At 28.5% G+C, this 24774-nt stretch carries 25 protein-coding genes and 1 pseudogene; 2 read left to right on the top strand and 24 right to left on the bottom strand.

Annotated elements, in window-relative coordinates; translation table 11 throughout:
- Nucleotides 1-63 precede the first annotated feature (63 nt).
- The 18 genes and pseudogenes from DP68_RS06890 to DP68_RS06970 all read right to left on the bottom strand — a co-directional run bounded on the left by DP68_RS06890 (nucleotide 64) and on the right by DP68_RS06970 (nucleotide 16285).
- Nucleotides 64-1458 carry a VWA-like domain-containing protein gene (locus DP68_RS06890; RefSeq protein ID WP_035307792.1) on the bottom strand — a complete coding sequence of 465 codons (1395 nt, stop codon included), beginning with the start codon at nucleotides 1456-1458 and terminating at the stop codon, nucleotides 64-66.
- An 11-nt stretch (nucleotides 1459-1469) separates the two neighbouring features.
- The gene (locus DP68_RS06895; RefSeq protein WP_035307794.1) at nucleotides 1470-2606 is read right to left on the bottom strand and encodes an AAA family ATPase; all 1137 of its coding nucleotides are present in this window, start codon (nucleotides 2604-2606) and stop codon (nucleotides 1470-1472) included.
- A 12-nt stretch (nucleotides 2607-2618) separates the two neighbouring features.
- Nucleotides 2619-3263, bottom strand: a complete 645-nt coding sequence (locus DP68_RS06900) for a hypothetical protein (protein ID WP_052085679.1) — start codon at nucleotides 3261-3263, stop codon at nucleotides 2619-2621.
- Between the two features lie 145 nt (nucleotides 3264-3408).
- A complete protein-coding gene (locus DP68_RS06905) occupies nucleotides 3409-5394 on the bottom strand; it encodes a proton-conducting transporter membrane subunit (protein WP_052085680.1) in 1986 nt (661 codons plus the stop codon).
- Nucleotides 5395-5414: 20 nt separating this feature from the next.
- Nucleotides 5415-6869, bottom strand: coding sequence for a proton-conducting transporter membrane subunit (locus DP68_RS06910; protein ID WP_035307796.1), 1455 nt, complete (start codon nucleotides 6867-6869; stop codon nucleotides 5415-5417).
- Between the two features lie 12 nt (nucleotides 6870-6881).
- The gene (locus tag DP68_RS06915) at nucleotides 6882-8354 is read right to left on the bottom strand and encodes a proton-conducting transporter membrane subunit (protein WP_052085681.1); all 1473 of its coding nucleotides are present in this window, start codon (nucleotides 8352-8354) and stop codon (nucleotides 6882-6884) included.
- 2 nt (nucleotides 8355-8356) lie between these two features.
- On the bottom strand, nucleotides 8357-8719 hold the full coding sequence (locus tag DP68_RS06920) for a cation:proton antiporter subunit C (protein ID WP_035307798.1): 363 nt from the start codon (nucleotides 8717-8719) through the stop codon (nucleotides 8357-8359).
- A 1-nt stretch (nucleotide 8720) separates the two neighbouring features.
- Complete coding sequence (locus DP68_RS18865) at nucleotides 8721-9140, bottom strand: MnhB domain-containing protein (RefSeq protein WP_052085682.1); 420 nt, start codon at nucleotides 9138-9140, stop codon at nucleotides 8721-8723.
- A gap of 19 nt (nucleotides 9141-9159) precedes the next feature.
- On the bottom strand, nucleotides 9160-9441 hold the full coding sequence (mbhE, locus tag DP68_RS18870) for a hydrogen gas-evolving membrane-bound hydrogenase subunit E (protein ID WP_052085683.1): 282 nt from the start codon (nucleotides 9439-9441) through the stop codon (nucleotides 9160-9162).
- Nucleotides 9438-9677: a hydrogenase subunit MbhD domain-containing protein gene (locus DP68_RS06930; RefSeq protein ID WP_035307800.1), complete on the bottom strand. Its 240-nt coding sequence runs from the start codon at nucleotides 9675-9677 to the stop codon at nucleotides 9438-9440. The genes mbhE and DP68_RS06930 overlap by 4 nt, the downstream gene beginning before the upstream one ends.
- Nucleotides 9674-9985, bottom strand: a complete 312-nt coding sequence (mnhG, locus tag DP68_RS06935) for a monovalent cation/H(+) antiporter subunit G (protein WP_035307802.1) — start codon at nucleotides 9983-9985, stop codon at nucleotides 9674-9676. The genes DP68_RS06930 and mnhG overlap by 4 nt, the downstream gene beginning before the upstream one ends.
- 1 nt (nucleotide 9986) lies before the next feature.
- Nucleotides 9987-10250: a monovalent cation/H+ antiporter complex subunit F gene (locus DP68_RS06940; RefSeq protein ID WP_052085684.1), complete on the bottom strand. Its 264-nt coding sequence runs from the start codon at nucleotides 10248-10250 to the stop codon at nucleotides 9987-9989.
- The gene (locus tag DP68_RS18875) at nucleotides 10243-10734 is read right to left on the bottom strand and encodes a Na+/H+ antiporter subunit E (RefSeq protein WP_052085685.1); all 492 of its coding nucleotides are present in this window, start codon (nucleotides 10732-10734) and stop codon (nucleotides 10243-10245) included. The genes DP68_RS06940 and DP68_RS18875 overlap by 8 nt, the downstream gene beginning before the upstream one ends.
- A 277-nt stretch (nucleotides 10735-11011) precedes the next feature.
- On the bottom strand, nucleotides 11012-11383 hold the full coding sequence (locus DP68_RS06950) for a hypothetical protein (RefSeq protein ID WP_035307806.1): 372 nt from the start codon (nucleotides 11381-11383) through the stop codon (nucleotides 11012-11014).
- 152 nt (nucleotides 11384-11535) lie between these two features.
- Nucleotides 11536-12831 carry an aminotransferase class V-fold PLP-dependent enzyme gene (locus DP68_RS06955; protein WP_291547816.1) on the bottom strand — a complete coding sequence of 432 codons (1296 nt, stop codon included), beginning with the start codon at nucleotides 12829-12831 and terminating at the stop codon, nucleotides 11536-11538.
- Nucleotides 12832-12924: 93 nt separating this feature from the next.
- Nucleotides 12925-13407, bottom strand: a complete 483-nt coding sequence (msrA, locus tag DP68_RS06960) for a peptide-methionine (S)-S-oxide reductase MsrA (RefSeq protein ID WP_035307810.1) — start codon at nucleotides 13405-13407, stop codon at nucleotides 12925-12927.
- Nucleotides 13408-13440: 33 nt separating this feature from the next.
- Nucleotides 13441-15490: pseudogene (locus DP68_RS06965) on the bottom strand (thioredoxin domain-containing protein).
- A gap of 159 nt (nucleotides 15491-15649) precedes the next feature.
- Nucleotides 15650-16285 carry a hypothetical protein gene (locus DP68_RS06970; RefSeq protein ID WP_035307812.1) on the bottom strand — a complete coding sequence of 212 codons (636 nt, stop codon included), beginning with the start codon at nucleotides 16283-16285 and terminating at the stop codon, nucleotides 15650-15652.
- Nucleotides 16286-16517: 232 nt separating this feature from the next.
- On the opposite strand from DP68_RS06970, the gene DP68_RS06975 reads away from it, so the two are divergent.
- Nucleotides 16518-16988: a hypothetical protein gene (locus DP68_RS06975; RefSeq protein WP_035307814.1), complete on the top strand. Its 471-nt coding sequence runs from the start codon at nucleotides 16518-16520 to the stop codon at nucleotides 16986-16988.
- Between the two features lie 11 nt (nucleotides 16989-16999).
- Nucleotides 17000-17749 (top strand): hypothetical protein, encoded by a 750-nt coding sequence (locus tag DP68_RS06980; RefSeq protein WP_035307817.1) that lies wholly within the window; start codon nucleotides 17000-17002, stop codon nucleotides 17747-17749.
- A 389-nt stretch (nucleotides 17750-18138) separates the two neighbouring features.
- On the opposite strand, the gene DP68_RS06985 is transcribed toward DP68_RS06980, so the two are convergent.
- The 6 genes from DP68_RS06985 to DP68_RS07000 form a co-directional block, all read right to left on the bottom strand.
- Nucleotides 18139-20760, bottom strand: coding sequence for a phospholipase D-like domain-containing protein (locus DP68_RS06985; protein ID WP_035307818.1), 2622 nt, complete (start codon nucleotides 20758-20760; stop codon nucleotides 18139-18141).
- 209 nt (nucleotides 20761-20969) lie between these two features.
- Nucleotides 20970-21143 carry a hypothetical protein gene (locus DP68_RS19470; RefSeq protein ID WP_291547820.1) on the bottom strand — a complete coding sequence of 58 codons (174 nt, stop codon included), beginning with the start codon at nucleotides 21141-21143 and terminating at the stop codon, nucleotides 20970-20972.
- 276 nt (nucleotides 21144-21419) lie between these two features.
- Nucleotides 21420-22640, bottom strand: coding sequence for a DEAD/DEAH box helicase family protein (locus DP68_RS06990; protein WP_052085686.1), 1221 nt, complete (start codon nucleotides 22638-22640; stop codon nucleotides 21420-21422).
- A gap of 614 nt (nucleotides 22641-23254) precedes the next feature.
- Nucleotides 23255-23428, bottom strand: coding sequence for a hypothetical protein (locus DP68_RS19475; protein WP_291547822.1), 174 nt, complete (start codon nucleotides 23426-23428; stop codon nucleotides 23255-23257).
- A 46-nt stretch (nucleotides 23429-23474) separates the two neighbouring features.
- The gene (locus tag DP68_RS06995) at nucleotides 23475-24137 is read right to left on the bottom strand and encodes a hypothetical protein (protein WP_052085687.1); all 663 of its coding nucleotides are present in this window, start codon (nucleotides 24135-24137) and stop codon (nucleotides 23475-23477) included.
- A gap of 116 nt (nucleotides 24138-24253) precedes the next feature.
- The gene (locus DP68_RS07000; RefSeq protein ID WP_035307819.1) at nucleotides 24254-24655 is read right to left on the bottom strand and encodes a type II toxin-antitoxin system HicB family antitoxin; all 402 of its coding nucleotides are present in this window, start codon (nucleotides 24653-24655) and stop codon (nucleotides 24254-24256) included.
- Nucleotides 24656-24774 lie beyond the last annotated feature (119 nt).

Raw genomic sequence — 24774 nt, forward strand, 5'->3', positions numbered from 1 at the left:
TCCCTACAAATACAATATCATATATTATAATTTCCTTTTAAATTTATTTTATTATATAGTTTATCAAATATACTGATTTGCAGCTGCTGCCCAATCCTTAGTTATTTCTTTCATTGCTTCTATTGCAATGTTTACATCATTTTTTATAGTAGGTTTATTAGATAATTTTTTTATTTCACCATGAGGATTTTTAAGAGATAAATTTTCTTCCTTTCCTGTAAGAACCCATAGTGTTTTATAGTTTATAGGCTTTACAGTAAGCTCGTCTTCTCCTACTCCATCTGTAAAATATATTAGAAGATAATTTGCTAGCTTGTTATTATGTATATATTCGAAAACGGGAGAAAAAGCAGTTCCACCTTTTGTTTCCAACTTTGCTTTCACATCTTTTTTATTTTTAACTTTGTAAACTCTTCTGATTATATTATCACATTCTATTATTGTAATTTCTGATTTATAATTTTTAACTATATTTAAAACTTCAATCATTATTTTGTCTATTTCCTTATCTGTTATACTACCACTTATATCTATTGCTATTATTATTTGTACTAAATGATTGGAAAGCCTTCCTCTTAGATCAAGTCTGTTTGGCTGCCTTCTATCCTTTCTAGTTATTGTTTTCTTATATCCTGAAGGCATTGTGCCTAAGGCCCTTTTCAGATAATCATTCCAAGATATTTCTGCTCTTTTATTTAATAAATTTATAGCTTTTTCTATTGATATAGGGACTTTACCCCTTTTTGCATTTTCAACTGTTTTTTTAGTTAGTTCACTTATATGCTCCATATTAAAATCATAATTTTCTTGCGTCCATATATCATGGGCTTTTTCTATATCTAATACATATTCAGTTTCAGGTTCACTTTTATTAAATACTTCTTTTGATATTTCTGTGCCTGAATCCTTAATCAATTTCTCGATGGCATTTTGAATTTTTTCAGCATAGTATTCTGCCGATTCTTCATATTCTAAATCAACATTATAGGATAAACTTACTTCCTTTATACTGCAACTCCATGATGGTAAATTTTCAATATATTGATTTATAGAAATATCTAGAGCTAAATTTACTACAGATTCACTATATTTCTTTCTAAGTTCTCTATGTCTTTTAAGATGTCCAAACATTATATGATATATTTCATGTTTTATAAGAGCTCTCATTTCCTTTAATGAGCACTGTAAAAATATTGTGGGATTAAAATGTAATATAAAATGAGACAGGGATACGGTGGTTGCCAGCGGACTAAGGGTATTATAATTTATATTTCTTTTCATTTGCATAGTAAATAAGCCAAAGAAGTTATCTTCTCCCTCCATTAACGAAAAAGTACAATATTCTATTAGCTTATTAAACTTCACTGCAAAGCCTTCGCTTTTGGTGATCTCTTCTCCTAAAGCATAAACTTCTTTTAAAAGTTCTTTTCTTAATTCCTCAAAACTACTATTATTCATCAATGCCTCCCTTAATCATCCAAATCTTCATATAGACTAAAGTACCCTTCAATAAATATATCATTATCTAAAAATTCCTTGTATAAAGACTCACTATAATTAAATTTAATCTCTTGCATTATACCTACTTTTAAATCCTTAGGATACATCTGGATAAACTCAGAAAATAAGTTTATTTCATTTTCTCCATGTTCTGAGTGCTTTAAATATAAGAGAGCATTTTTAGCTGCAATATAAAGTCTTGAATGACTTTCGGTCTTTACCTTTAGGTATAATTCATCACTCAAATATCCCTTTTCAAATATATCCTTAGGTTTAATAATTGGATTTTTATTTTCTTCTAAAAAATTTAAAAAGTCCTGTGCTATGCTTCCCCCTACATTTCCTTTTACAAGATTATAAAAAATTTTACTAGGGTATTTATTTTTATTACTTAAATAAACTCCATAGGCTTTCGAAACCCTTTCCCAACTTCGTGGCGTTGCTTTAATACTTTCCTCTATATACGGTGTATGAAGATAATCTGGAAAGGTTCCAATAAATTCAATAATATCTGCATGTATATTTCCTTCTTCGCTCATGGCCCATGTAATCCAAGATTTTGTATCTGAATCAATATCAATCCAAACAAATCTATTCTCCTGCGCCGGATCCATATCTACTACTTGGTATTCGCTTTGATGATACTTATTGTACTTATTAGAAGGATTCATAGCAGCAATAACATATACATTTTTAGGTAACATGTACCCATTTATTTCTCTGTTTAATATTAAGTTCATAAGCTCTTGTTGGACTGTATGTTCACATCTGTTTAATTCATCTATAAATAATAATACCTTTCCATTATTATTTTCTCTCAAATATTCCTCAACTTGCAAAAGCTTTATATGTATGGCATATATTGTTCTCTTGCTTTTAATTGTATTACCATCTTTACTTATTATATAATCTTCTACTGTAGGAAGACCCCCTATTTCTCCTTCTTTTAAAAGATTAGCATCTATATTTACTACATAATAATTTTCATGAGTACCTAATTTTTTTATCAGTGAAGTCTTTCCTATACCGCTCTCTCCTATTAAAAGTGGTACTGCACCGCTTTCTAATGTAAGTTTTACTGTTAAAAGTGCATCATTAAAATTCATTTTTATCTCTCCTTATGTTCCAAGTTTATAATCTACTAATATTTGCTTAGCTTTCTTGCTTCCATGCTTATGAATAAATTTTACTCTATTAAACTTCAATGCTTCACATTCTATAAAGTCTATTACATACTTATTATCTACATTCTCTTCTCCGAGTTTAAACTGTATAGTATCTAATAACTGCTTTTTATTATATTCATCTATATACTTAACTATTTTTATATTTTCCACTACAAATACTCTTAGCTTTTCCTCATTTAAGTTAGTAATGTATCTCATTGCTTCTTCATTTTTATTTATTGCTACTTTTTCAACCTCTAAAAATGGATTTTCAATATATTTTAATACACTCCAATCTCTCTGCACTGCCATAAGTTGTAGTTCTAGAGATGGTTCCCTTAGATATCTTATAGAATCTGCATCTCGCTGTATTGCTAATTTTTGAATTTCATAAGGAGGTAGTTTTATAAACTGTAATGCCCATCCCCTATTCTTCACTGCTTCTTCCATAACCTCCATTGAAGGATTTTTTATAAATTTTACTGCATTCCATGCATTTCTTACAGCACATAAGCACATTTCGTCTGTGGGATTATCTATATTTTTTATAAAATATGGGTCTTTTTGTATAATATTTAAATTTTCTTCTATATTCATATATTACTCCTTACCATCCATCATCTAACTTGTCTATATTCTTTTAATATAATATCATATTTTATAATTTAAATAAATAATAATTATTACTTACTAAGAATAAGTAATAAGCCCTTAATGAACTCATTCATTAAGGGCTTATTTACTAATATATAAGTATTATTAAACATATGAGAAGAACTACACCAAAAATATATATAGAATAGGTTATACTATTCATTTTATAGCCAGCCTTACCCATTTCTTTATTTAAATTTGTAGTAGTAGTAACTTTCGATTTATTTATATAATTCATAGGATTTATTTTCTCTATAAACATTTCCGAGGGATTTACATTATATTCCAATGGCATTTTTCCTAAGCTACGCAATATATTCCTTATAAATTCAATAAATTTTAATAATCCTTCATCGCATAGCTTTAGAACAAAAGAACTTACCTTGAATAATACTTTGAATACTGGTATATATACATTTTTTTCTAAACTAAACCAATTGAGAACTGTATTTTCGTACCACCAGTTTTCTCCGTTTCCCTTTTTTAGTACCTTTCTTATAAAAAATACGTATATTAGAACTCCTAGCCCTATTGAAATAAAAGAGGATTTTATATTTTCAACAGTATAAAAATGAACATCTATTTTATGATAAATATTAAAGGTTTCTACAGCTTTATCAAGTACTTTCATTACAAATTGGGGATAAATTCCTATAAAAACCGTCATAAGTGCTAACATTGCCATAGGTGCCAAAGCTCTCCCGGTTATCTTCATTTTTACATTATCTATTTCTTGATTACTCTTTTCAATAAATACTGCTATGAATAACTTTAAAAGATATGCTGTGGTAAACGCACTACTTATTGTAAATATTACTTCTCCAAAATGTAGCCAAAATCCTCCGTACAAATGAACTGCTTCTGCTAAGGCATGATGAAGCATATTCTTACTAATAAATCCATTAAAGCCTGGCATACCTATTATTCCGCAAAGTCCAATAAGGAATGCTATTTTTAAAATCTTTTTATTACGCCCAAATCCACCTATGCCATTTATGCTTAATTCATGTAATGCCATATATATTATACCTGCGCCCATAAATAGTAATACCTTGAATATCATATGATTTATAATATGATAAAGTGTTGCATATAGCGCCAGCCCTTTGTGCTCCTGTAACATTCCTACAAGTGCTATACCAACTATAATATATCCCATTTGGCTCATGCTACTATAGGCAAGTATCCTCTTTATATTCCTCTGGAACATTGCTAAAAATCCACCTATAAACATTGTTAAAAACCCCAAAACAAGTAATACTAATGATACATATATGTCTCCAGGAACTATTATCTCTGCAGTAATTAAAATACCAAATATTCCTGTTTTAAGTAATACCCCAGATAATATAGCACTAGCTGGAGCTGGAGCAGCTGGATGGGCTTTAGGAAGCCATATGTGTAAAGGCATCATCCCTGCTTTTATACCAAATCCAAATATTATCAGCCCAGTAATAACATATTTTATATTTCCCATATCTTTTAATAAATATCTGAGCTCGTATATATCTAAAGTTTGAGTGTAATTGTAAAGCAAAAATAATCCCATTAAAAGAACAAGTCCACCTGTTACTGCCATTATTATATATGTTTCTCCTGCTTCATGAGAATACTTATCTTCATCATGAATAATTAATGGATAAGATGTTAACGACATTATTTCAAAGAAAGTAAATAAATTTAGAAAGTTTTGTGATATAAATATCCCAAGGGTACTCCAGTAAGTAAGCATAAAAAATAAATAATATCGATTTCTATTCTTATAACTTATAAGATATTGTGTAGAATATATAGTTACTAAAAACCAAATTAAAGCAGTTAACCATACAAATATATACCTAAACATATCTAACTTAAATTGCAGCCCTGTACCCATTATATTAGGTATAAAAATTTCTATTTTTCCATTCATAACATTTTTATATAGAGAAGTTATTAGTAAAAAGTTGAAACCGGTCATTACAATGTTAAATACATCTCTCCACTTTTCTTCTTTTCTACCAATAATGAATCCAATAAACGACCCTATAAATGGTATAAGTATTATATAAAGCAGTACTATTCTTGGATTCAAATAATTCACCTCACTTAAATTTAATTTGTAACTTCAAGAGCCATACTTGTCAAGAAGTCTATTACTGGATTAGGAAAAAGCCCTAAAAACGTTGTAATTATAGTTATAACCATTATTGGAATCAACATCTTTAAAGGAGCCTCTTTTTTTACTGTAACTACACTTTCCTCTTTTTTAAAAAAAGCAACAGTTACAACGGGTATAAGATACATTGCCGTAAGTAGTGCACTTAATAAAAGTATTACAGGAAAAGCTGCCCTACCTTCCGAAAGTCCTCCTAGAGCTAAATACCACTTGCTTACAAATCCATTAGTTGGAGGAATCCCTATAAGTGAAATGGATGATATTGTAAAACACCACATAGTTAATGGCATCGCTTTTCCTATTCCCTTTATTTGACCTATTTCTGTTTTACCTGTGGTATACATTATTGCTCCTACACAAAAGAATAAAGTTATTTTTATTACTGCGTGATTTAATAAATGCAGCATTGCTCCTATAAAAGAGTTTCTATTCAAAAGAAGTATTCCCAGTAAAATATATCCTAACTGACTTATTGTGGAATAGGCCAATCTCTTCTTAAGATTTTCTTGATGCAATGCAAGAAAGGATCCCATAAGTATTGAAATTATTACAAATACAATTAAGTATCTATTAGCTCCTGTAGCTCTTACAACATCTGAGCCAAATACATAATAAGTGATTCTAGTTAATGCAAATACTCCAGATTTAACTACTGCCACTGCATGAAGTAGTGAACTTACAGGAGTTGGAGCTACCATAGCCTTAGGGAGCCAGGAGTGAAATGGTACTAGCGCAGCCTTTACTCCGAAACCCATAAACATAACCAAATAGCTTATAAAATAGTAATTTTTATTTATTAGTATATTTTTTTCTATAATCCCACCTGGAATAAATTCAAGGCTATTTGTAAAACTAAATAAAATAATCATTCCAAGTAGTGCTAAAGTTGCTCCACCAAAAGAATATATCAAATATTTTTTACCGCTTTCTAATGCCCCCTTAGTTCCAGAATGTATTACTAAAGGAAAGGTAGCTAGTGTCAAAAATTCATAAAAGAAATATAATGTAATTAAGTTGCCTGCAAAGGCTATCCCTAGTGTTATTCCTAGCGTAGCAATGAAATATGAAAAGAACCGTTTTTCTTTTCCCTCACGCTTCATATACTCCATAGCATATACAGTTGTAAACATCCATAATACTGATACTAACAATGAAAAAAACATACTTAGCTTATCAATCTTAAAATATATATCTAAGAATTCATTTATTTTCAAAATATGCAGACTAACTTCTCCTAATTTTTTAGCTATATATATTACAAAGATTAAATTTATTAATACAACAGAGCCTGCAAATATATTTCTTCTCTTTTCACTAAGCCCAAATGTGGCTACTACAATAGCAGCTAAAAAGGGGAAAATGATTGGAAGTAAAATAATTATATTGTTCAAAGCCATTTCCTCCTATACTAATCCTGTCCTTATCAAATTGATTATTTCTTCAGAAGCTATTCCAACATATAACATGGCTATAACAAGTATTATAATTGGTATTAATTCTTTTATAGACTTATCTTTACTTCTGTATATCTTGCCATTTAAATTTTCTTCACCAAAAAATCCATTTATTGCTATTGGCAAGTAGTATATAGCATTCAAAAGACTACTTATTAGTATTACACCTATAAGTATTAGTTTATCCACTTCTATACTGCCAAGTGCTAAATACCACTTGCTTACAAATCCCGGAAGCAAAGGTATTCCAAGCATTGATAAAGATGCTATAAAAAATAATCCTAATGTATATGGCATTTCTTTTCCTATGCCCTTAAGATTAGGTAACTCTTTTTGCCCTGACTTTTCTATAATTGCTCCTGCACACAAAAATAATGCAGATTTTGTCACAGCATGACCTATAATATGAAATATACTCATTATAACTCCTAGTTCCGTACCTAAACCTATGGAAAAAAATATATAACCCATTTGAGCTACGCTTGAATAAGCAATAACTCTTTTTAAATTCTTTTGAAATATTGCCAATACAGATCCCATTATCATGCCTAAGCATCCAAGAACTAATATTATATTAAGTATAGAAAAGTTCGATATTATATCTTTACCCATTACTCTATAAAGCACTTTAAGTAAAAATATTACATAAGCTTTTAGTACAAGTGAAGATAATAGTGCACTTGAAGATGTTGGTGCATTGGAATGTGCATCTGGAAGCCATGTATGAAGAGGAAACATAGCGCTCTTAACTCCTAGTCCTATAGTAAATAATCCTAGTGTTATAAGAATTGCTTGGGGGTAATTAGCATAACTGTTTACTAAACTTTCATGCATATATGTCATATTAAGTTGTCCAGTCATCGAATACAGGTATGCAATTCCCATAAGTACTAGTCCTGAACCAAGACAACTCATAATAATATATTTGATTCCTGCTTTTATATTTTCTTTTTTATCTTTAACTATTACTATCCCACAAGAAGCTAGGTTTCCTATTTCTATAAATACATATACATTAAACATATCATTAGAAAAAACAATACCTAAAAGAGATGCTACAAGAATATTTACTAAAAGATAATACATAGAAACCTTGTTTTCATCTATATCATGTTCTATACTGTAACAAGAATACCAAGTAACCATCAGTGCTACAAATGCAAATAACACTGATATAATACATTCTATAATTCCTACCCTAAACTCAATACCAAAAGGTGCATCAAAATGTCCTATTCTATAAAAATAACTTCCGTTATCTATAGTGTATATTAATGAAATACCAAATAACACTAGACAGGTTATAAAAGAAATAATGCTTAAGAATTTAATTATATTATTTTTTTTAATAAGTGGCATGGTAAATGATACCAAGAATAGGATTAAAATACCCATCAAGGGAAAACTTTGAATTATCGGCAAAACTATTCAGCCCCCTTTTCCAATATCTCATTTAATTCTATAGTTCCATACTTTTCGTACATTTTTATAGTAAGCGCTAGTGCAAACGCCGTAGTACTCACTGCCACAACTATACCAGTAAGCATAAGTGACGTAGGGATAGGATTGACATACCCATCGACTCCTTTAAACCCATTAACTAATATAGGAGCTTCCTTTCCTTCTATATAACCTTTAGCTATAAAAAATAAAAATATTGATGTATCCATTATATTTAATCCTATTATTTTTTTTATTAGGTTATTGTGCAGTAAAAGCGTTGCAAAACCTATTCCAAATAATATAACAGATGCTGTTTCATAATAATTAGTTAAAAGCCTCTCCATTTTAGATTTCACCTTCTTCAAATAAGCTATAGAAAAAATACATAGTTATTGCTACTACAGTTCCAACTATTATATTAAGCGGTAGCAAAAAACCTCCACTTATTATATCTCCTGGATTTCCTAGTGGTGGTCCAGGCAAATTAAGATGACTGCCCCCTGATATGAAGCTGTACCCTTTCATAGCTCCATATATGAATATTCCAATAGTTACAAAATAAAGTAATGAAGAAAACCTTAGTTTATTTTGTGCAAATTCTTTTCCATATACCATTCTGTAAAGAATAAAACTAACACCAATTATGGTTCCCCCAGAAAAACCTCCACCTGGACTTAAATGTCCATGAAAAATAACATAAATTCCAAAAATCTGAATGAAAGGTGTGAGTATTCCGACAATTTCTTCTAATATTTTATCCTTCATATTTATCTATCCCTTCAAATTACTGCTTAGCTTTTTCGTTTTTAAGTACTATTATTACTGTTATTGCAGACGTAAATAGTACACTTGCTTCTACAAAAGTATCAAATGCTCTGTAATCTAATATGATTCCTGTAATTATATTAGTAGCACCTGTTTCCTTCGTAGCATTTTCTATATAATACTTTGACACATTATTGTTCATAGGAGTATCTTCAATTCCAAACTGTGGTAAATCCTTTACACCTGTTAATAATATTATTGTTAAACCCAAAGTAATCAAAACTGCTAATAGTTTTTTCATTTCTTTGTCCCTCTTATTCTTTTTAAAGTCAATATGAATAATACAGTTGTAATACCAGCTCCTACTGCTGCTTCTGTAATGGCTACATCTGGAGCGTTTAACTGTTGCCATAATATAGCCATAATCAAACTATAAACTGTAAAAACTATAATTGCTCCAAGCAGACTTTTCATAGCAGATACAGATATAGCGGAAAATATTAAAAATATAAGCATTATTATGCTAAATATCTTCATTTTAATCCTCCATCCTGTTTATTGTATAATTTGTTTTTAAAATACTCAGCCTTACCTATTAAATGAGTAGCTGTTGGATTTGTTATCCATATAAATATGAGCACTAATAATAGTTTTAATGATAGTATATTAAATCCATTAAAAATTATTAGTCCTATTAAGCAAAGTAGCGCCCCTAAAGTATCACATTTAGCTGCACTATGTACCCTTGTCAAAACATCTGGGAATCTTAAAATACCTACAGTCCCAACTAAAAAGAAAAATAATCCGCCAAATACAAACACGCTTCCTATTAAGACGCTTAACATATTATTTCCCTCCTGACTTTTCAATGTAATTTGCTATGACTACGGAAGCAACAAAGCTTATCAATGCGTATACTAAAGCTACATCTATAAAATAAGTTTCTTTAAGTATAAAGGATATCATAAGTATAAGTACTATAGTTTTAGTGCTAATTACATTGATGGCCACAAGTCTATCTGCAGCACTCGGTCCCTTAATTGCTCTATACATACATCCCATAATGGTTATAGATAAAAACAAAATTGAAAAAGTTAAAATTTTAGCCATTATTTAATTCCTCTTTCTTTAAAAGAATGTTTTCAAAAATAGAATTTTGCAGATCCTTTATAGAATTTTCTTCGAGACAATGTATAATTAACTTTTCTTCAGTCATGTCCAGTGTTAATGTTCCAGGAGTGAGTGTTATGGAATTTGCAAGAATTGTTTTATCAAAATCACTTTTGAGATTAGTAGTGATAGTAACTATAGTTGGTGAAATATTTAACTTAGGACTTAAGACTATTTTTGCTACATGAAAATTAGATTTGAATATTTCTTTAATTAAAATCAAAATATATAAAACTGCATATTTTATATTTGATATTAATAAGTTCTTACTTTTTTTATGAATATTATATTTACCTAATAAATCTTTGTTAAATATAAACACACCTATGCATATTAAGGTCCCTATTGCAATCCTATCTATGTTTAAGTTTTCGGCCAAAATTAGCCAAAATACCACATAAATAACAAGCAATCCATATTTCATTGCAACTTCCTCCTTTCTAGTATTATTTCCTCCATTTATTATATCTTATCAAATTTTCAGTATATCCGTCTATATTTTTTAATATTTATTCAACTTTTTAAATTTACAAAATATAATGAATACACTGGTAATTACTGATTATCCATTTAAGTTTCATAAATTTTAGCCTTACTTGTTATCTTTTTGTTAATATTGTGTAAATAATAAAAACTGCAAGTTATTCCTTTTACAGATAATTCACAGTTTGTTAATACAATACGTATTTGTTTCTATTTTTTTAATAATTAAAATTTTTTATTAACATCTCTATTTTTTTAAAATTAGGTTTAAAATATACAGTGTTTTTGGATATATTTGGATTATTCACGTTAAAATATTTTTTTATTATGCTCATTCTTGTTGTAACTTCTATATTAAAGTTTTCTATATTTAATTCTTCATCTTTAATACTTAATAGAGCTAGTATCATAATTAACTGATCTTGATTTTTTCTATATATATCGTAACTTCTTTTGTTAATGGATAAAAGCAAAATTCTTCGAACCAGCAGTAAATCACTTAGTAATTTTTTGGACATTTCACTTAATATCAATCTCTTATCAAAGGCATACAAAAGATTACTCTTATCCTGCTGGTAATTATAATTCATAGTATATCTCCCCTTCTTTTGCAAATCTATATTATAATTACTTATTCTATAATTTTACAAAAATTCCTTCTGAATATATAGAAAAATTAAAATATTCATTAAAGTCATCAAATTAAAAAAGTGTTACTTTATCTAAGCAACACTTTTTTAATTTAATCATATTTATTTATAAAATATTCTTTTCTTTTTAATATATTTTCGAGGGCATATATAAAATAATCAATTTCATCAAAGGTATTATAAAGTGCAAAACTTACTCTTATCATTCCCGGCTTTCTCCAAAATTTATTGTTTATATTCTCCATAACCTCTTCTTTTGGTACTTTCAAAAGTTCTTGTATATAAGGATGAGCACAAAAACATCCGCTTCTAACACCTATCCCATATTCATAAGACAAAGCCTTTGATACAGTTTCATGATACATTCCTTCTACATTAAAAGTAATTATTGATACAGAATTAGAACAATACTCAGAGTATATTTGGATACCAGGGATCTTTGATATTTTTTTACAAATATACATTTGAAGATTTTTTTCATAGTTTTCTATATTTTTCATTCCAAGAGCTCTAAGCATTTCTATGGAGGAAGATAATGCAACTACTCCTAAAACATTAGGGCTTCCTGCTTCATCCTTTTCTGGAGTATCACTCCATTTTACAAAGTCATGGGTAACCATGTCCACAGTTCCCCCTCCCTTGTAATCCGGTTCAATATCTTTTAATTCATCCTTTCTAACTATAAGCACACCTGTACCAAATGGAGCATACATTTTGTGTGCTGAAAAAGCTGCAAAATCTATATACTCATCTTTGGCTATTCCATTAATATCAAAAGGACAGTGTGGTATAAGCTGTGCTCCATCTACAAGTAACTTTGCTCCATAGCTATGAACAAGTTTTGCTATTTTGTGTGCAGGGTTTTTGTATCCAGTTACATTAGAAGCTCCTGTAACAGCAACTATACCTACTTTTCCATTATAATCTTTAAGTTTTTTTTCTAAGTCTTCAAGTATTAACATTCCTTTACTATCAACTCTTATATAGTCTATTTTAAATTTTCTCCAAGGAAGGTCGTTGGAATGATGCTCCATAAATGTAGAAAGTACTATTTTATCACTATACTTTTGCAACAGCATATTTGATAGTTTATTTATAGCCTCTGTAGTATTTTTTACAAATATGACATCATATTCACTTAAATTGAAATTTAAAAATTCCCCTACCAGTTCTCTTCCTCTTTCATAAGCTTTTGTTGTTAGCTGTGACTTTATTCCCATTCCCCTGTGCACAGACGAATAGTAAGGTAAAAACTTATTTATATCATTAGCAACTTTAATAAAAGCTGGTGTTGTAGCAGCATTATCAAAATTTACATATTTAACAACTTTGCCTCTAGCTGTTTTTACCAGAGTGTCTTTCCCAACTATCAAGTCTTTATAATGCATAAAAATCATCTCCCATATTTGTTTCTTATATATAATATGGGAAATGATTTTATATTGCCTATTAATTTGGGATAATTTATATTTTAATAAAAACTATTTCATTTTATCCAATGGTATATGACAGTATCCATTTGGATTTTTTTCTAAATACTTTTGATGATATTCTTCTGCATCATGAAAAACTTTGAGTGGTTCTATTTCTGTTATTATTGGCTCATCATATTTTTCTTGCTGCTCGTTCTTTGTTTTTGTTATTAGTTCTAAATCTTTAGGATCTGTATAATATATACCTGTTCTATATTGATTGCCAATATCATTTCCTTGTCTATCTAATATAGTAGGATCTATTATGTTCCAAAATTTATTTAATAATTCTTCAAGAGTTATTTTGTTTTCATCATATTTAATGTAGCAAGCCTCTGCATGACCTGTAGCTCCTGTACATACATCTTCATAGCATGGATCCGGTTTCATACCATTTGCATATCCAACTCTAGTTTCTATAACTCCATTGTGTTTAGACATATATGCTTCTATGCCCCAAAAACATCCTCCTGCAAAAATAATCTCCTTCATACCACTTCACTCCTTTATTTTATCTGGTAAAATTTATTCAATATTCTTTTTAAAAGATTGTAAATCTATTACAGGTTCTTTGCAAGTATAATTTTCGCATATATAAGCTGTAACATTGTTGTTTAATGCTTTTTTATCTTTTAAGGATGGAATGATATCTTCTATGCTATATTCTTCGTCTTTAACAACTACTTGAGTATAAGGAAGATATATACTGTTTATTTCCTTTAACATTTGTAACATCAAAATATCATCCTTTTTACCAACCAGGATTAAATTTTTATAGGAGTTACTTACATATTGCCATGCGTCTACAAGATGACTATAAAAAGAAGAATTTTTATTTATTGTTTCTCCAAAGGTACTAAATTGTCTTCTTGTATCTTCTGACATATCATAATCTTCTAAGATGTTTGCAATCTTAGCCATATTAAATATAGCTATAGAGTTTCCAGAAGGTAGTGCGCCATCATATATTTCCTTAGGCCTTAATATAAGTTCTTCCGCATCTTCTCCATATAAATAAAATCCTCCATGCTCTTTATCTAAAAATAGGCTCATCATATCCTTATTTAATTTTACAGCTTCTTTTAAGTATTCTGCTTGGAAGGTACTCTCGTATAATTCAATAAGCCCCCAAACATAATAAGCATAATCATCTAAAAGACCTAAATTTGCTGCTTCACCTTCTCTGAATCTTCCAAGAAGTCTTCCATTTTTATTTGTTAAATTATTTTTTATAAATTTAGCACATTTTTTAGCAGCATCTATATAATCATTATTTTCAAATATTCTACCGGCATAGGCTAAAGATGCTATCATAAGACCATTCCAGGAAGTTAATATCTTATCATCTTTATAAGGGTGTATTCTTTTTTCTCTTTCTTCAAATAATATTTCTCTACTTTTTTCTATTTCATAATCTATATCTTCTAAATTCTTAGATATCAAATTTAATATATTTTTTCCTTCAAAATTTCCCTTTGATGTAACATCAAATAATGCACAAAATTTTTCTCCTGCCTCCTTACCAAGTAAACTTATTATTTCTTCAGGAGACCAAACATAAAATTTACCCTCTACACCTTCAGAATCTGCATCTTCTGCAGAATAAAATCCTCCTAAACTGTCTGTCATATCCCTCAAAATATATGTATATATCTTATCTGCTACTTCTTTATATAATTTATTTCTTGTAACTCTATAAGTTTCTACATACACATAAGATAACATTGCATTGTCATATAACATCTTTTCAAAATGAGGAACTAACCAATACTTATCTGTAGAATATCTTGAGAAGCCGAAACCAATGTGATCAAAAATTCCACCCTTATACATAGATACTAATGTATGCTCCACCATTTCAAGGGCTTCTTTCTTTTTAGTAGTATAGTAATATCTTAATAAAAATAGTAAATTGTGAGGTGTTGGAAACTTAGGCTCACTTCCAAATCCTCCATACTCCTCTTGATATCTCATCTTAAATTTTAAAAAGGTTTTTTCTGCTATATGAGAATTTATAGTCCCACTTTCATGAGATAATATATATTTTTTTACATCTCGTTCCAACCTTTCTGTCATAGAAGATATATTTTCTCTTTCTGCCTGCCATGTGGATATAACAGAACTCAAAACTTCTAAAATCCCTGGCATATTTCCTCTCCCTTGCTTAGGAAAATAAGTCCCTGCAAAAAATGGCTTTTTATCAGGAGTCATTATTATGGTCATCGGCCATCCGCCTCTTCCGGTATATGCTTGGCAAAAGCTCATATATATACTATCTATATCCGGTCTTTCTTCCCTATCTACCTTAATAGATATAAAGTTATAATTTAAAAGTTCTGCTACGTCCTTATCTTCAAAACTTTCTCTCTCCATTACATGACACCAATGACAAGTGTTTTTAGTGAACCACTCAGCTATACCCAATAGATAAAAAGACAGGTTTATCTTCGGATTCTGCCTTCATAAATGCTTCTTCACTCCATGCGTACCAGTCAACAGGATTATATGCGTGTTGAAGTAAGTATGGCGATTTCTCATTTATTAATCTATTAGGTATTTTTGTTGAATTGTTCATAGCAACACCTCCTCTATAATTTAATATTTAATATTTATAGTATTAACCAAGGTAACTGCTTTAAGTCCCTAAAAAATAAAAAAGAGGAAGAGATATATGTGTTTATACAGTATATCTCTTCTCTTTTAATATTTTCTATTACTTTATTAGTATTTTATATTACTTTTTACTTTCATGATAAATAGCTTTTGCTAATTCTCCCTCCATTATTAGCACATTGTCAAAATCAACAAACACATCAGATATTGGAAACTCTGGATCATTTTCAGTTACATACGAAGTTAAATTTAATTTTGTTTTAAAACTTCTGTTTATTTTTCCAACAATTATATAATCTAAGGGATATATATAACCAAATTCATCCTTAGATTTATATTTTTTTTTATCTTCTACAAACTTATCTAGCTGCTCTTTATTACATTTTAATCTAAAAAGTATTGTTGTGTTATCCACAAAATATGTAAAATGAGCATAATAGCCATTGTTAATTTTTTCAATATCCTTTAGCGTTGAAAATAGCACTATTGTTTTATTTTTGCTATTATCAATTAAGTCTTGAAATTCAAACGAATAAAGTTTATTGTTCTTAGACATTTCTTCAAACATTTCAACGTCAATAGCTCCTTCTGATTTAGCTATTGCTGTAACACTATTTTTAACTTTTTCATTAAATTTCTCTTGTTCACTAGTCTCTTCCTTATAACTATTATTTGTTGCATTTCTATTACTACAGCCTATTAAACTAACTGAAAACCAGATTATTAGTAAAGTTAATATAGCTTTTTTAAATTTCAATTATATCCCTCCCAATATTTAGTAATGTATAATATTATTCTAAATTAATCGTAAAATTCCTTTTATAAACATTTTAATTATAAAAATGACAATATATCTTAATAAATCCTCAACTGTAACTTTATTGGAAATATAGTATAATATTAATATACTGAAATGTATTTATCTCGTATTTATGAAAAAACACTACTAGGAGGGGTTAAGAATAAAGTTCACTAAGAAATATAAGAAAATGTTTATTATTACATCTATATGTATTGTAGTATTAATAGTTTTATACTTACATGGGAAGAAACAAGCTATAAATAACTTACCAAAGGATAAGCAAATATTATTTACAGTCAGACTAGATAATATATCTTTAATAGAGAATGATAGTGTAGGAGATGATTGGAAATTCGAGGCAGATATTAATGGCATTAAAGTGAAACAGGACGAATCTGTACAAGTATTGGTTAATCCAACTGATAAACTTAACTTTAATGTAAAAGCTGAAGAACTTGATAAAATACCAGATGTAGGTACTAATAATACAAGTAAGGACGTTACTCAATTAAACCTCTCTGAAAAAAATCTATATTCTACGGAAGTCACAGTTAAGGAAAATAAAGGAAGGTATATTGGGAACACTGCAAAATGGAAATTTGACTGGATAATATCAAGAAAGATAAATTTATCTGATGTAGTAAGAAATATTTTTTAAGGAGCATTGTTATGATTAATTTTTTTATTAAAGCTGTATATAAGGATAATTTTTTTCTGTTCATTAAGTTTATTACTTATTCTATATTATTTTCAATACCATTATTTATTGCTATTGAAGGATATCCATCTCCTATTGCATTGATTGGTTTTGTGTTTCTCTATCCAATTTACCTCTTTTGTTTACTTATCACAAGAACTTTTTTTTATAAAACGCATCCAGCATTTAAGCGTTTAGAAAAGACAGGAAAACCATTTACACTAATCGGAAATATAAACTATGAATTACTGTATTCAGTCTTATACAATGGAAAAAAAGTTAAAATTACTCCTAACTGGATTTTTCTTAATGGACTTAATGGGTTTCATGTAATATCAACTGAAGAAATAGTATGGGTATACACTAGTAATGAGCATACGGACGTCTATGGAGACCCTTTCCACATATTTAAAGGAAGAGAGTATGATAACTTTTATATTTCTCTTCACTTAAAGGATAAAACAACCATATATACAGCCAATCATTTAAAGAAAGATTTGGATTTAATACTTGAACGGCTATATACAGTTGCACCACATGCATTATACGGATATTCACCTTTGTTAAAAAGCATTTGGGATGATTCCTCTGTCACAATATGTGATATGGTAAATAAGAATAAAGATTTAATTAATAATGGCCATAATCCATTATTTACAATACAGTCTATAGAATCAGCATATGAAAGAATACAGTCAAAGGGAAATGCTAAAAGTATCTAGATAGCAACTATTTAAAATAAAATATAAGGTAGATAGTCTAGTATGCTATCTATCCTATAATCATTCTACCATGCTTAAATAAACTTCTACTCGTCTCTTGCTTCTACCTCGTGCACAATTCTTGATATAGTTTCAGCATATACTTTTATACCTTTATACTATTAATGTAAAATTTATATTATAATACGCTTCACATTATATTTACTAAATCATCTTTGTTTACATACTTCATAAAAGCCTTTTATAATAACTAAAATAATACTATTTTATTTCATGTAACCTAATTTTTGTTTAATAAGTTTTGAAACTTGTCTAATTTATCTATGCTTAATAGAGTTTATTTTATTATTTTTCTTTATTTATAGCTTTGCCAGATAATAATATAATTTTCATGTATTTTTATGTTTTTTAACAAATAAACTATTAATATTAACTTCAAGCTTATTAGAGTTATGAGTATGGTATCCTCGTTTTGACATATTAGCTAAATTAAAAATCTCACTTTTAGACATATATCTTATTGTGTCTAATAGCGTTTCTATTGTTTTATTTTTAAAATAGTAATAGCTATTTCCTGCTTTAAATGATTCAAGAACAATTAAATTATATTTCTTATATTCAATTAGTACATAATCTTTTAAGCTATCTATGTTTAGATCCGTATAAATATTGTCAGGTTCTTTATTCATCCATAGATTTAATCTCATTTTAATTTCTTCATCTGTAAGTTCATTAATGTATTCTTTAACATCTTGATTTTGTAATTTTTTAATACATTCATCATCAAAATTGGTATCATAATTTGTATTGATATCATTGAATATATCTACAGTTAATTCGTTTATTTCTATACATTCATCCCAAAATTTATTAAACCACTTCTTAAAAAAGTTATATGTTTTTGAATTATTATCAATTACATATAGCATATTCAATTCTCTATTATTCACTAATCCAGATATACTCAAATTTGATGATCCAATTATAACACAACTTTTCGTATATCCTTCTAAGAAGTAATATTTTCCATGATAAAATTGTCTTTCAAACGTCCTAATTACTATAGAATTTTTTCTTAATAAATCGTTAATATAAATAGCTGTCTCCTTATTCATTCCAGCTACTCTATTATCATTGCTTTTGCATATTTCATTATAGTTTTGCAGACTTCCAACTATTAACCTTATTTTTCCATTTATTTTTTTTACATTGTTTATAACTGATTCAATTAGTTTAAGACCACTTTTATAGACAAAACCTGATGCCACATATAAATTTTGGATGTCAATTTTATTACTTAAAAATTTAATATGCTCATTTAGCGGCTCTACATTATTTATTATTGTAAATTGGCAATCTAGTTTTTCTTCATTATTAAATAAGTTAACATATCTGCTTTTTAATTCCTCGTGTAGCATTTCAATGTTATAATTTTTTTTAGACTCATGTGAATTTATGTTTGTGTTTTGATTTGTTATATCAAATTTATCAGTTAATATTGCATTTTTAATAAATTGATTAGAATTATTTTTTTCATCAAATGAAGTTACATCTGTTTGTACAGCATTTTTTATATTAGTATTATGATAGTAATTTATTACCTCCTGACTCAAATTATTTACTGATAATATTTCCTCTGGGTGGTATTTTATAAATTCCTTTTGGGCATCAACTGAAGGTTTCTTTATCAATTGAAATACATCAGATCCTTGTTTAGCTACTTCTATTTGAACTCTATTATAAGGATTTTCTATATATTTTATTGCATAACCATCTACCATTACAGCTTCTAGTTGTGTTATCAAAGACGGGTTGTTTATAAATCTAATAGCACATCCATCTAATCTAACTGCTTCAATTTGTACATCAATATCAGGATTATCTATAAACTGAATTGCTTCGCTATTGTGTCTTACAGCCTCTAATTGAACGTCCAATGAAGGTGTATCAACATATTTTATTAATAATCCATTTTGTCTTACAGCTTCCAAACTAATTGCTTCACTTGGTTTTGTAATATACTTTATAAGAATACTATTATTCCTTATTAGTTCTAATTGTTCCTGAACTGATAAATAAGGATTAACATTCATTAGTTGATTTCTAACCTCTTGTTCTACTTCTGGAAAAGGGTTATCTATATATTTGATTGATATCAGGTTGTGTTTAACTGATTCTAATTGGACATTTATTGATGGTTCTTTAATATATTTAATAGCCTCTTCATTCTCTCTTACAGCCTTTAACTGTGCTTCTTCAGACGAATCTTTAACATTAGTTTGAATTTCTTCTCTATTTCTTATATCAAGCAGGTTAGATTTTTTATATATATTTGAGAAGTTTCCCAATACCATTAAATGTTCTTCTTTACTATATTTATTTTGGAATTCAACTAATTTCTCTAATTGTTCTTCATCCCTTATTGTATCTCTTATTTGATAATATATATTTTGAGAAATATTTATTTGGCTTTTTATAAGCTCATTCAATATAAATAACAATTTTTCAAAATTTGTGGCTTTGTTAAGAATATAATATATAAGATTTTCATTAGGCTCTAATTGGGATTCCATAATAAATTTTAAGAGTTTAGCGCTATTTTTTATATCAGCTTCTTGTTTTAAAATCTCTATATATTTTTTAATTACTTTATCTTCGCTACTTAAATTACGTGTATTGTTTCGTAACTTTCTGTAGATAGAATAGCTTTCATTGTTCGTTCCTAGTTCTGATAGCAATGTTTCGGTTTCAAAAGGATTATTTCTAAAAAAATTATTATATTTAAGTCTTTTTAAATCTACCTTTTCATTAATAGCCTCTTCTAAAATTACTCTAGCTTCATCAATAGTTTTTATCTTGCTTAGAATGCTATTTATAACACCAATATCGGGATTTATACATTGTTCTTTCATAAGTCCATAAATCCTCATCGCATCTTCAAAACTTTTGGCATTATTTATACTAAATTTATAATCTTTAATATTATTAATTTCATTTTGTTTCTCATTCATTTATAGTCACCCTTTCTACAGTATATATAGAACTTTAATATAAAGCTTATCTATAAATTTGGTAGCAATTATATTATACTTCTTAAAGTTACCAATATAAAGCAATCTATGTCAGGTAAACCAACAGGCATTAAAAGAACCGCATAAATCATAGAGGTAGTTCTCAACTAATTGATATAGTTTTAAGTGTTATCTCGATAAAAACGGGATTAATCTTTTGCTCTTTCGTCTACTTGTTGATTTAATTTCAACATTATTTCAGCACATCTTTTTATAGCTTCTGGTGACGGTCTATTTGTTCTTACGATTATTTTAAACATCTGTCTATTTATCATCTGTTCTTTCACTATTTCTATTTTTTCATAAGCATTTACATTGTTCAACTAAACCAACTCCCTTCATTGATTCATGTAGGAAGTAGATCTTTGTTGTGACATTGCGAGCCTCTTAAATTTTACAATTAATAATTAAATTTCAGCAGTTACCTATTAGTTATAACTATGCAACACTACTTGAATTATTTGGAATTCGGAAATGTCAGAATACTTGTGCTTACTAGTATACCAATAGTTTTAATTATAATATATTAAAAATAAATGTTTCATTAAGTTGGTCTTTCTTCTGCCCTAAATAATACAATTCAAACACCTAGTATAATATTAAATTGATACACCTTTTAACCAATTTTGTAGCAATGTTCTCATTCTCCTACTTGGAATATAAAGATTGACTTCTTTTCCTTCTCTAATAGCACTTCTAAAAATCCACTGTACTAATTCAGATAAGGCTATAGCGTCTTCATTTATTTCAACACCATTAGCTTTAAAGAATTGTTTTACGCAAGGATTAGTAAACCTATTCGCAATATATGCCATTGTAGTTCTATCCTTAAATTCGTTTGTTGCTCTTGAATTACAAGGTACAAAACCTTTTGTATATCCTTTGCCCTTTAGTAAACTTTTCATATCCTTAAAGGTTGTCCACATTATTTCGCTTGATTTGCTATTTGTTATATGTTTAAAATAATTTGATATATTATTTTTTAACAACTTTATTAATGCTGGTTTCTTCTTTAAATTTTTCAAATTATTTGCCGAGAAGGTGTATTCAGCATTGCCTATTTCATTTAATTTTCCCTCATAGATGTTGAGTAGGTTTTCAATAGCCTTCATATCCAAAACTTTTTTATATTCTGTAAGTTTATATTTATCTTCCACTTTTATTACAGATTTATATTCATATTTTATATTGAAGATATCAAAGTAATATTTTTGTAACTGCCCATCAAACATATAAGTTAATATGTAAACTTTGTTAAAACTATCAAATATATCTACTGGGAATGTCCATAGATAAAGTCGCTCCCCATAGTGGTAAATATTATTATTGAAACAACTTTCCATTAAGTCTTTGAAAGCTCCTGTATATTCTTTGTTGGTACCCACCCATCTAATCCACCTTTTGTTATCTTCTAAAATAGTTTGACTTTTAAATAGAATCTGAATATCTTCTTCTACTATATCAAACTGTTCTACTACATCCATACATTCATCTAGTATTAAAATATATCCATTAGATTTCAATAAATTTCTTACTTCGTCATCACATCTTTTAAATAATGCATGTGTGCTTACAATGTTATCTCCATTAGTCAGCAATTGTTTTAGTCCTTCCAATTTACTACCTTTTTTATTTTTAACAGAAGGAGTTTTAAAGTGTCTATTAGGTAATTCTTCCCTTATCCTATCCACTTCTGCTAAGAATGGAGTAATAAAGATAAATTTCTCAATCTCTGGCGCTTCTTTCATCATCTGAATTGCATAACTTGTCTTTCCTGTTCCCATTAAACTATCAATAACAGTAATAATTTTTCTTCTCACGATTATTACCTCCCACTTTATACTGCGAATTTTACTTCATTATTCATGTAGGGGAATAGTTTAAATTGTGACAGTATATCAATTACAATATTGCAGAACATCCAAAACTTCATAATTTAAAATTAGCTTTGACACCTTTGCAGGATAAAAAGTTCCAAAATATATGAGGAATGGCTATATATCTGGGTTTCAGAGATTGTCCCTTAAAGAGAAGTAGATATGTATATAAACAGAATAAGTATAAGATAGCACATCAAAATTTTAAACATTTCGCTATCGCTCTATGTCATAAAATTATTGATATGGAACTATCGCTATAAGGATTATATTAGTTTTTTATAGTAGGGCTGGAACGTTAGTGACAGGACTACTCGTAGCGTAGCGAAGAGATAAAGGTAAAACAGTCTTCACAGTAGTATCTCTTTATACTTGCATGATACTGCCTATGAATATGAAATATGTTCATTTATGTTAATTCTTAGTTTTTTAAAAGCAATAACTTTTTCTTTATTTAATCTCTGTAACAGTTTATTTTACTTCATATGTTATGTAAGTGTGATTTCTATTTATGGTATAAAAAAAGAGAGAAAATTAATTCCTCCCTGTCTTACTGATTATTCATTTATGATGTGCGTAATATCTACACCGTAATAATTTGCAACTGCTACTGCAGCTCCGATAACGTCTGCCCATTCTTCATCTTTGATATATGCAAGTAGAGATTTCTTTTTACTACTAGTATCCTTTCCTCTTCTAGTCCAAAGATTAATGTTTAACTTATCATTCAATCTATGGTAAACTTCAAAATAATAAAATGACATGTTTTGATCGATGCTACTTTTTAAATTTATCTGAGTTATTTAATTCTACCCTTTCACCTACAAGAGCCTGTATCTCATCTTCCTTCTTAGCTATAGTTTCTTCTAACTGCTGGATGTGTCTTTTACGGAAACCATCTAATCTTGATACTGCGAATAGTCTATCCTCGTCAGTCTGTGCCTTTATTATTGCAAGCATTAAATCTGTTTCCTCATCTATATCTGCTACCTTAACTTTATCATCAACTTTTTCTACAATATTTAATAATTGAGTTCTTACTTCTTTGGGTACTTCAGAATCTCTAAGTAGCATTCCTATTCTTAGTACTGCTCTCTTTGGAAAAAACCACTGACCTCTGAAAGTTATTTTATCAAAACCATCTATCATTATTCCTGTTTGAATGATTTTTACAGAAGGGACATCTTGTCCGTACTGTTCATAGAACTGTTTACCCTTTATTTTTACTGCTCCATCTGAAAGTAATTCTTCTTCATGTCTTATAATAACTTTAGTAATAGCGTCTTTATCTACTTCATAGTAATCAGCCACCATCTTAGTTGTCATCAGTTCAGTATTAGGTAGTAATAATAAGTCTTTAACCTTATCAAGCACCTCTATATTCATTATTAATTCTTCTCTTAACTCCATGTTCTCAATAGTATCAAATGTATTTTTCATTAGTAACTCCTCCTAAAATTTAAATTGTTGCTCAGTAGTCATGTAGGAGTACCCCAAGACTTGTGACATATAAAATTAAAAAAAGATAAAAAAAATAAGAGAACTTTTCAGTCCCCTTAATTTACTTTAAATTTTTCTTTTAAAGCTTCTTGTAATATTTGAGAATAATTAACCTTATGCTCATCACCTAGTTTATCAAGCCACGATGGTATAGTTAAAGTTTTCTTCACTGCTTTGTTATCATATTCTTTTAGTATATCCATCAGTTTAACCTTAACAAGTATTAATGTTTGACCTTCTTTTACTGTAATATCCTTCACATCTGTTGCTTTTGGAATCTCTAACTTATCTGAATACAAATCAAAAATCTCTAGCTTCAAAGCGTCCTCTGCCATATCAAAAGCTTCTGCTAATGACTGCCCATATGTCATTATATTTAAGTCAACGAAAGAAACATTATAGTCCTTCTCTCCTAAGTACTCAATTATTGCTGGAAAAATATAATTACTTTCATACATACTTTTTTCCTCCTAATATCGTAATGTTAATACTTATATATTATACAACACGTGTAATACGTACGTCAATCTCATTGAAAGTTATTTTTTATGATATATATTTTAAATAGCTAAGTTTA

Origin of the sequence: Clostridium sp. HMP27 (assembly GCF_000765165.1) — a bacterium.
Taxonomy (GTDB): Bacteria; Bacillota; Clostridia; order Clostridiales; family Clostridiaceae; genus Clostridium_AK.

What these genes read in the sequence shown, in the direction of transcription:
- DP68_RS06955 (WP_291547816.1), bottom strand. Translation starts at nt 12,831, where the DNA reads ATGCATTATAAAGACTTGATAGTTGGGAAAGACACTCTGGTAAAAACA.
- DP68_RS06895 (WP_035307794.1), bottom strand. Translation starts at nt 2,606, where the DNA reads ATGAATTTTAATGATGCACTTTTAACAGTAAAACTTACATTAGAAAGC.
- DP68_RS06995 (WP_052085687.1), bottom strand. Translation starts at nt 24,137, where the DNA reads ATGAAAAATACATTTGATACTATTGAGAACATGGAGTTAAGAGAAGAA.
- DP68_RS06950 (WP_035307806.1), bottom strand. Translation starts at nt 11,383, where the DNA reads ATGAATTATAATTACCAGCAGGATAAGAGTAATCTTTTGTATGCCTTT.
- msrA (WP_035307810.1), bottom strand. Translation starts at nt 13,407, where the DNA reads ATGAAGGAGATTATTTTTGCAGGAGGATGTTTTTGGGGCATAGAAGCA.
- DP68_RS18865 (WP_052085682.1), bottom strand. Translation starts at nt 9,140, where the DNA reads ATGAAGGATAAAATATTAGAAGAAATTGTCGGAATACTCACACCTTTC.
- DP68_RS06940 (WP_052085684.1), bottom strand. Translation starts at nt 10,250, where the DNA reads ATGGCTAAAATTTTAACTTTTTCAATTTTGTTTTTATCTATAACCATT.
- mbhE (WP_052085683.1), bottom strand. Translation starts at nt 9,441, where the DNA reads ATGAAAAAACTATTAGCAGTTTTGATTACTTTGGGTTTAACAATAATA.
- DP68_RS06975 (WP_035307814.1), top strand. Translation starts at nt 16,518, where the DNA reads ATGTTTATTATTACATCTATATGTATTGTAGTATTAATAGTTTTATAC.
- DP68_RS18875 (WP_052085685.1), bottom strand. Translation starts at nt 10,734, where the DNA reads ATGAAATATGGATTGCTTGTTATTTATGTGGTATTTTGGCTAATTTTG.
- DP68_RS06980 (WP_035307817.1), top strand. Translation starts at nt 17,000, where the DNA reads ATGATTAATTTTTTTATTAAAGCTGTATATAAGGATAATTTTTTTCTG.
- DP68_RS07000 (WP_035307819.1), bottom strand. Translation starts at nt 24,655, where the DNA reads ATGTATGAAAGTAATTATATTTTTCCAGCAATAATTGAGTACTTAGGA.
- DP68_RS06900 (WP_052085679.1), bottom strand. Translation starts at nt 3,263, where the DNA reads ATGAATATAGAAGAAAATTTAAATATTATACAAAAAGACCCATATTTT.
- mnhG (WP_035307802.1), bottom strand. Translation starts at nt 9,985, where the DNA reads ATGTTAAGCGTCTTAATAGGAAGCGTGTTTGTATTTGGCGGATTATTT.
- DP68_RS06930 (WP_035307800.1), bottom strand. Translation starts at nt 9,677, where the DNA reads ATGAAGATATTTAGCATAATAATGCTTATATTTTTAATATTTTCCGCT.
- DP68_RS06920 (WP_035307798.1), bottom strand. Translation starts at nt 8,719, where the DNA reads ATGGAGAGGCTTTTAACTAATTATTATGAAACAGCATCTGTTATATTA.
- DP68_RS06985 (WP_035307818.1), bottom strand. Translation starts at nt 20,760, where the DNA reads ATGAATGAGAAACAAAATGAAATTAATAATATTAAAGATTATAAATTT.
- DP68_RS06890 (WP_035307792.1), bottom strand. Translation starts at nt 1,458, where the DNA reads ATGAATAATAGTAGTTTTGAGGAATTAAGAAAAGAACTTTTAAAAGAA.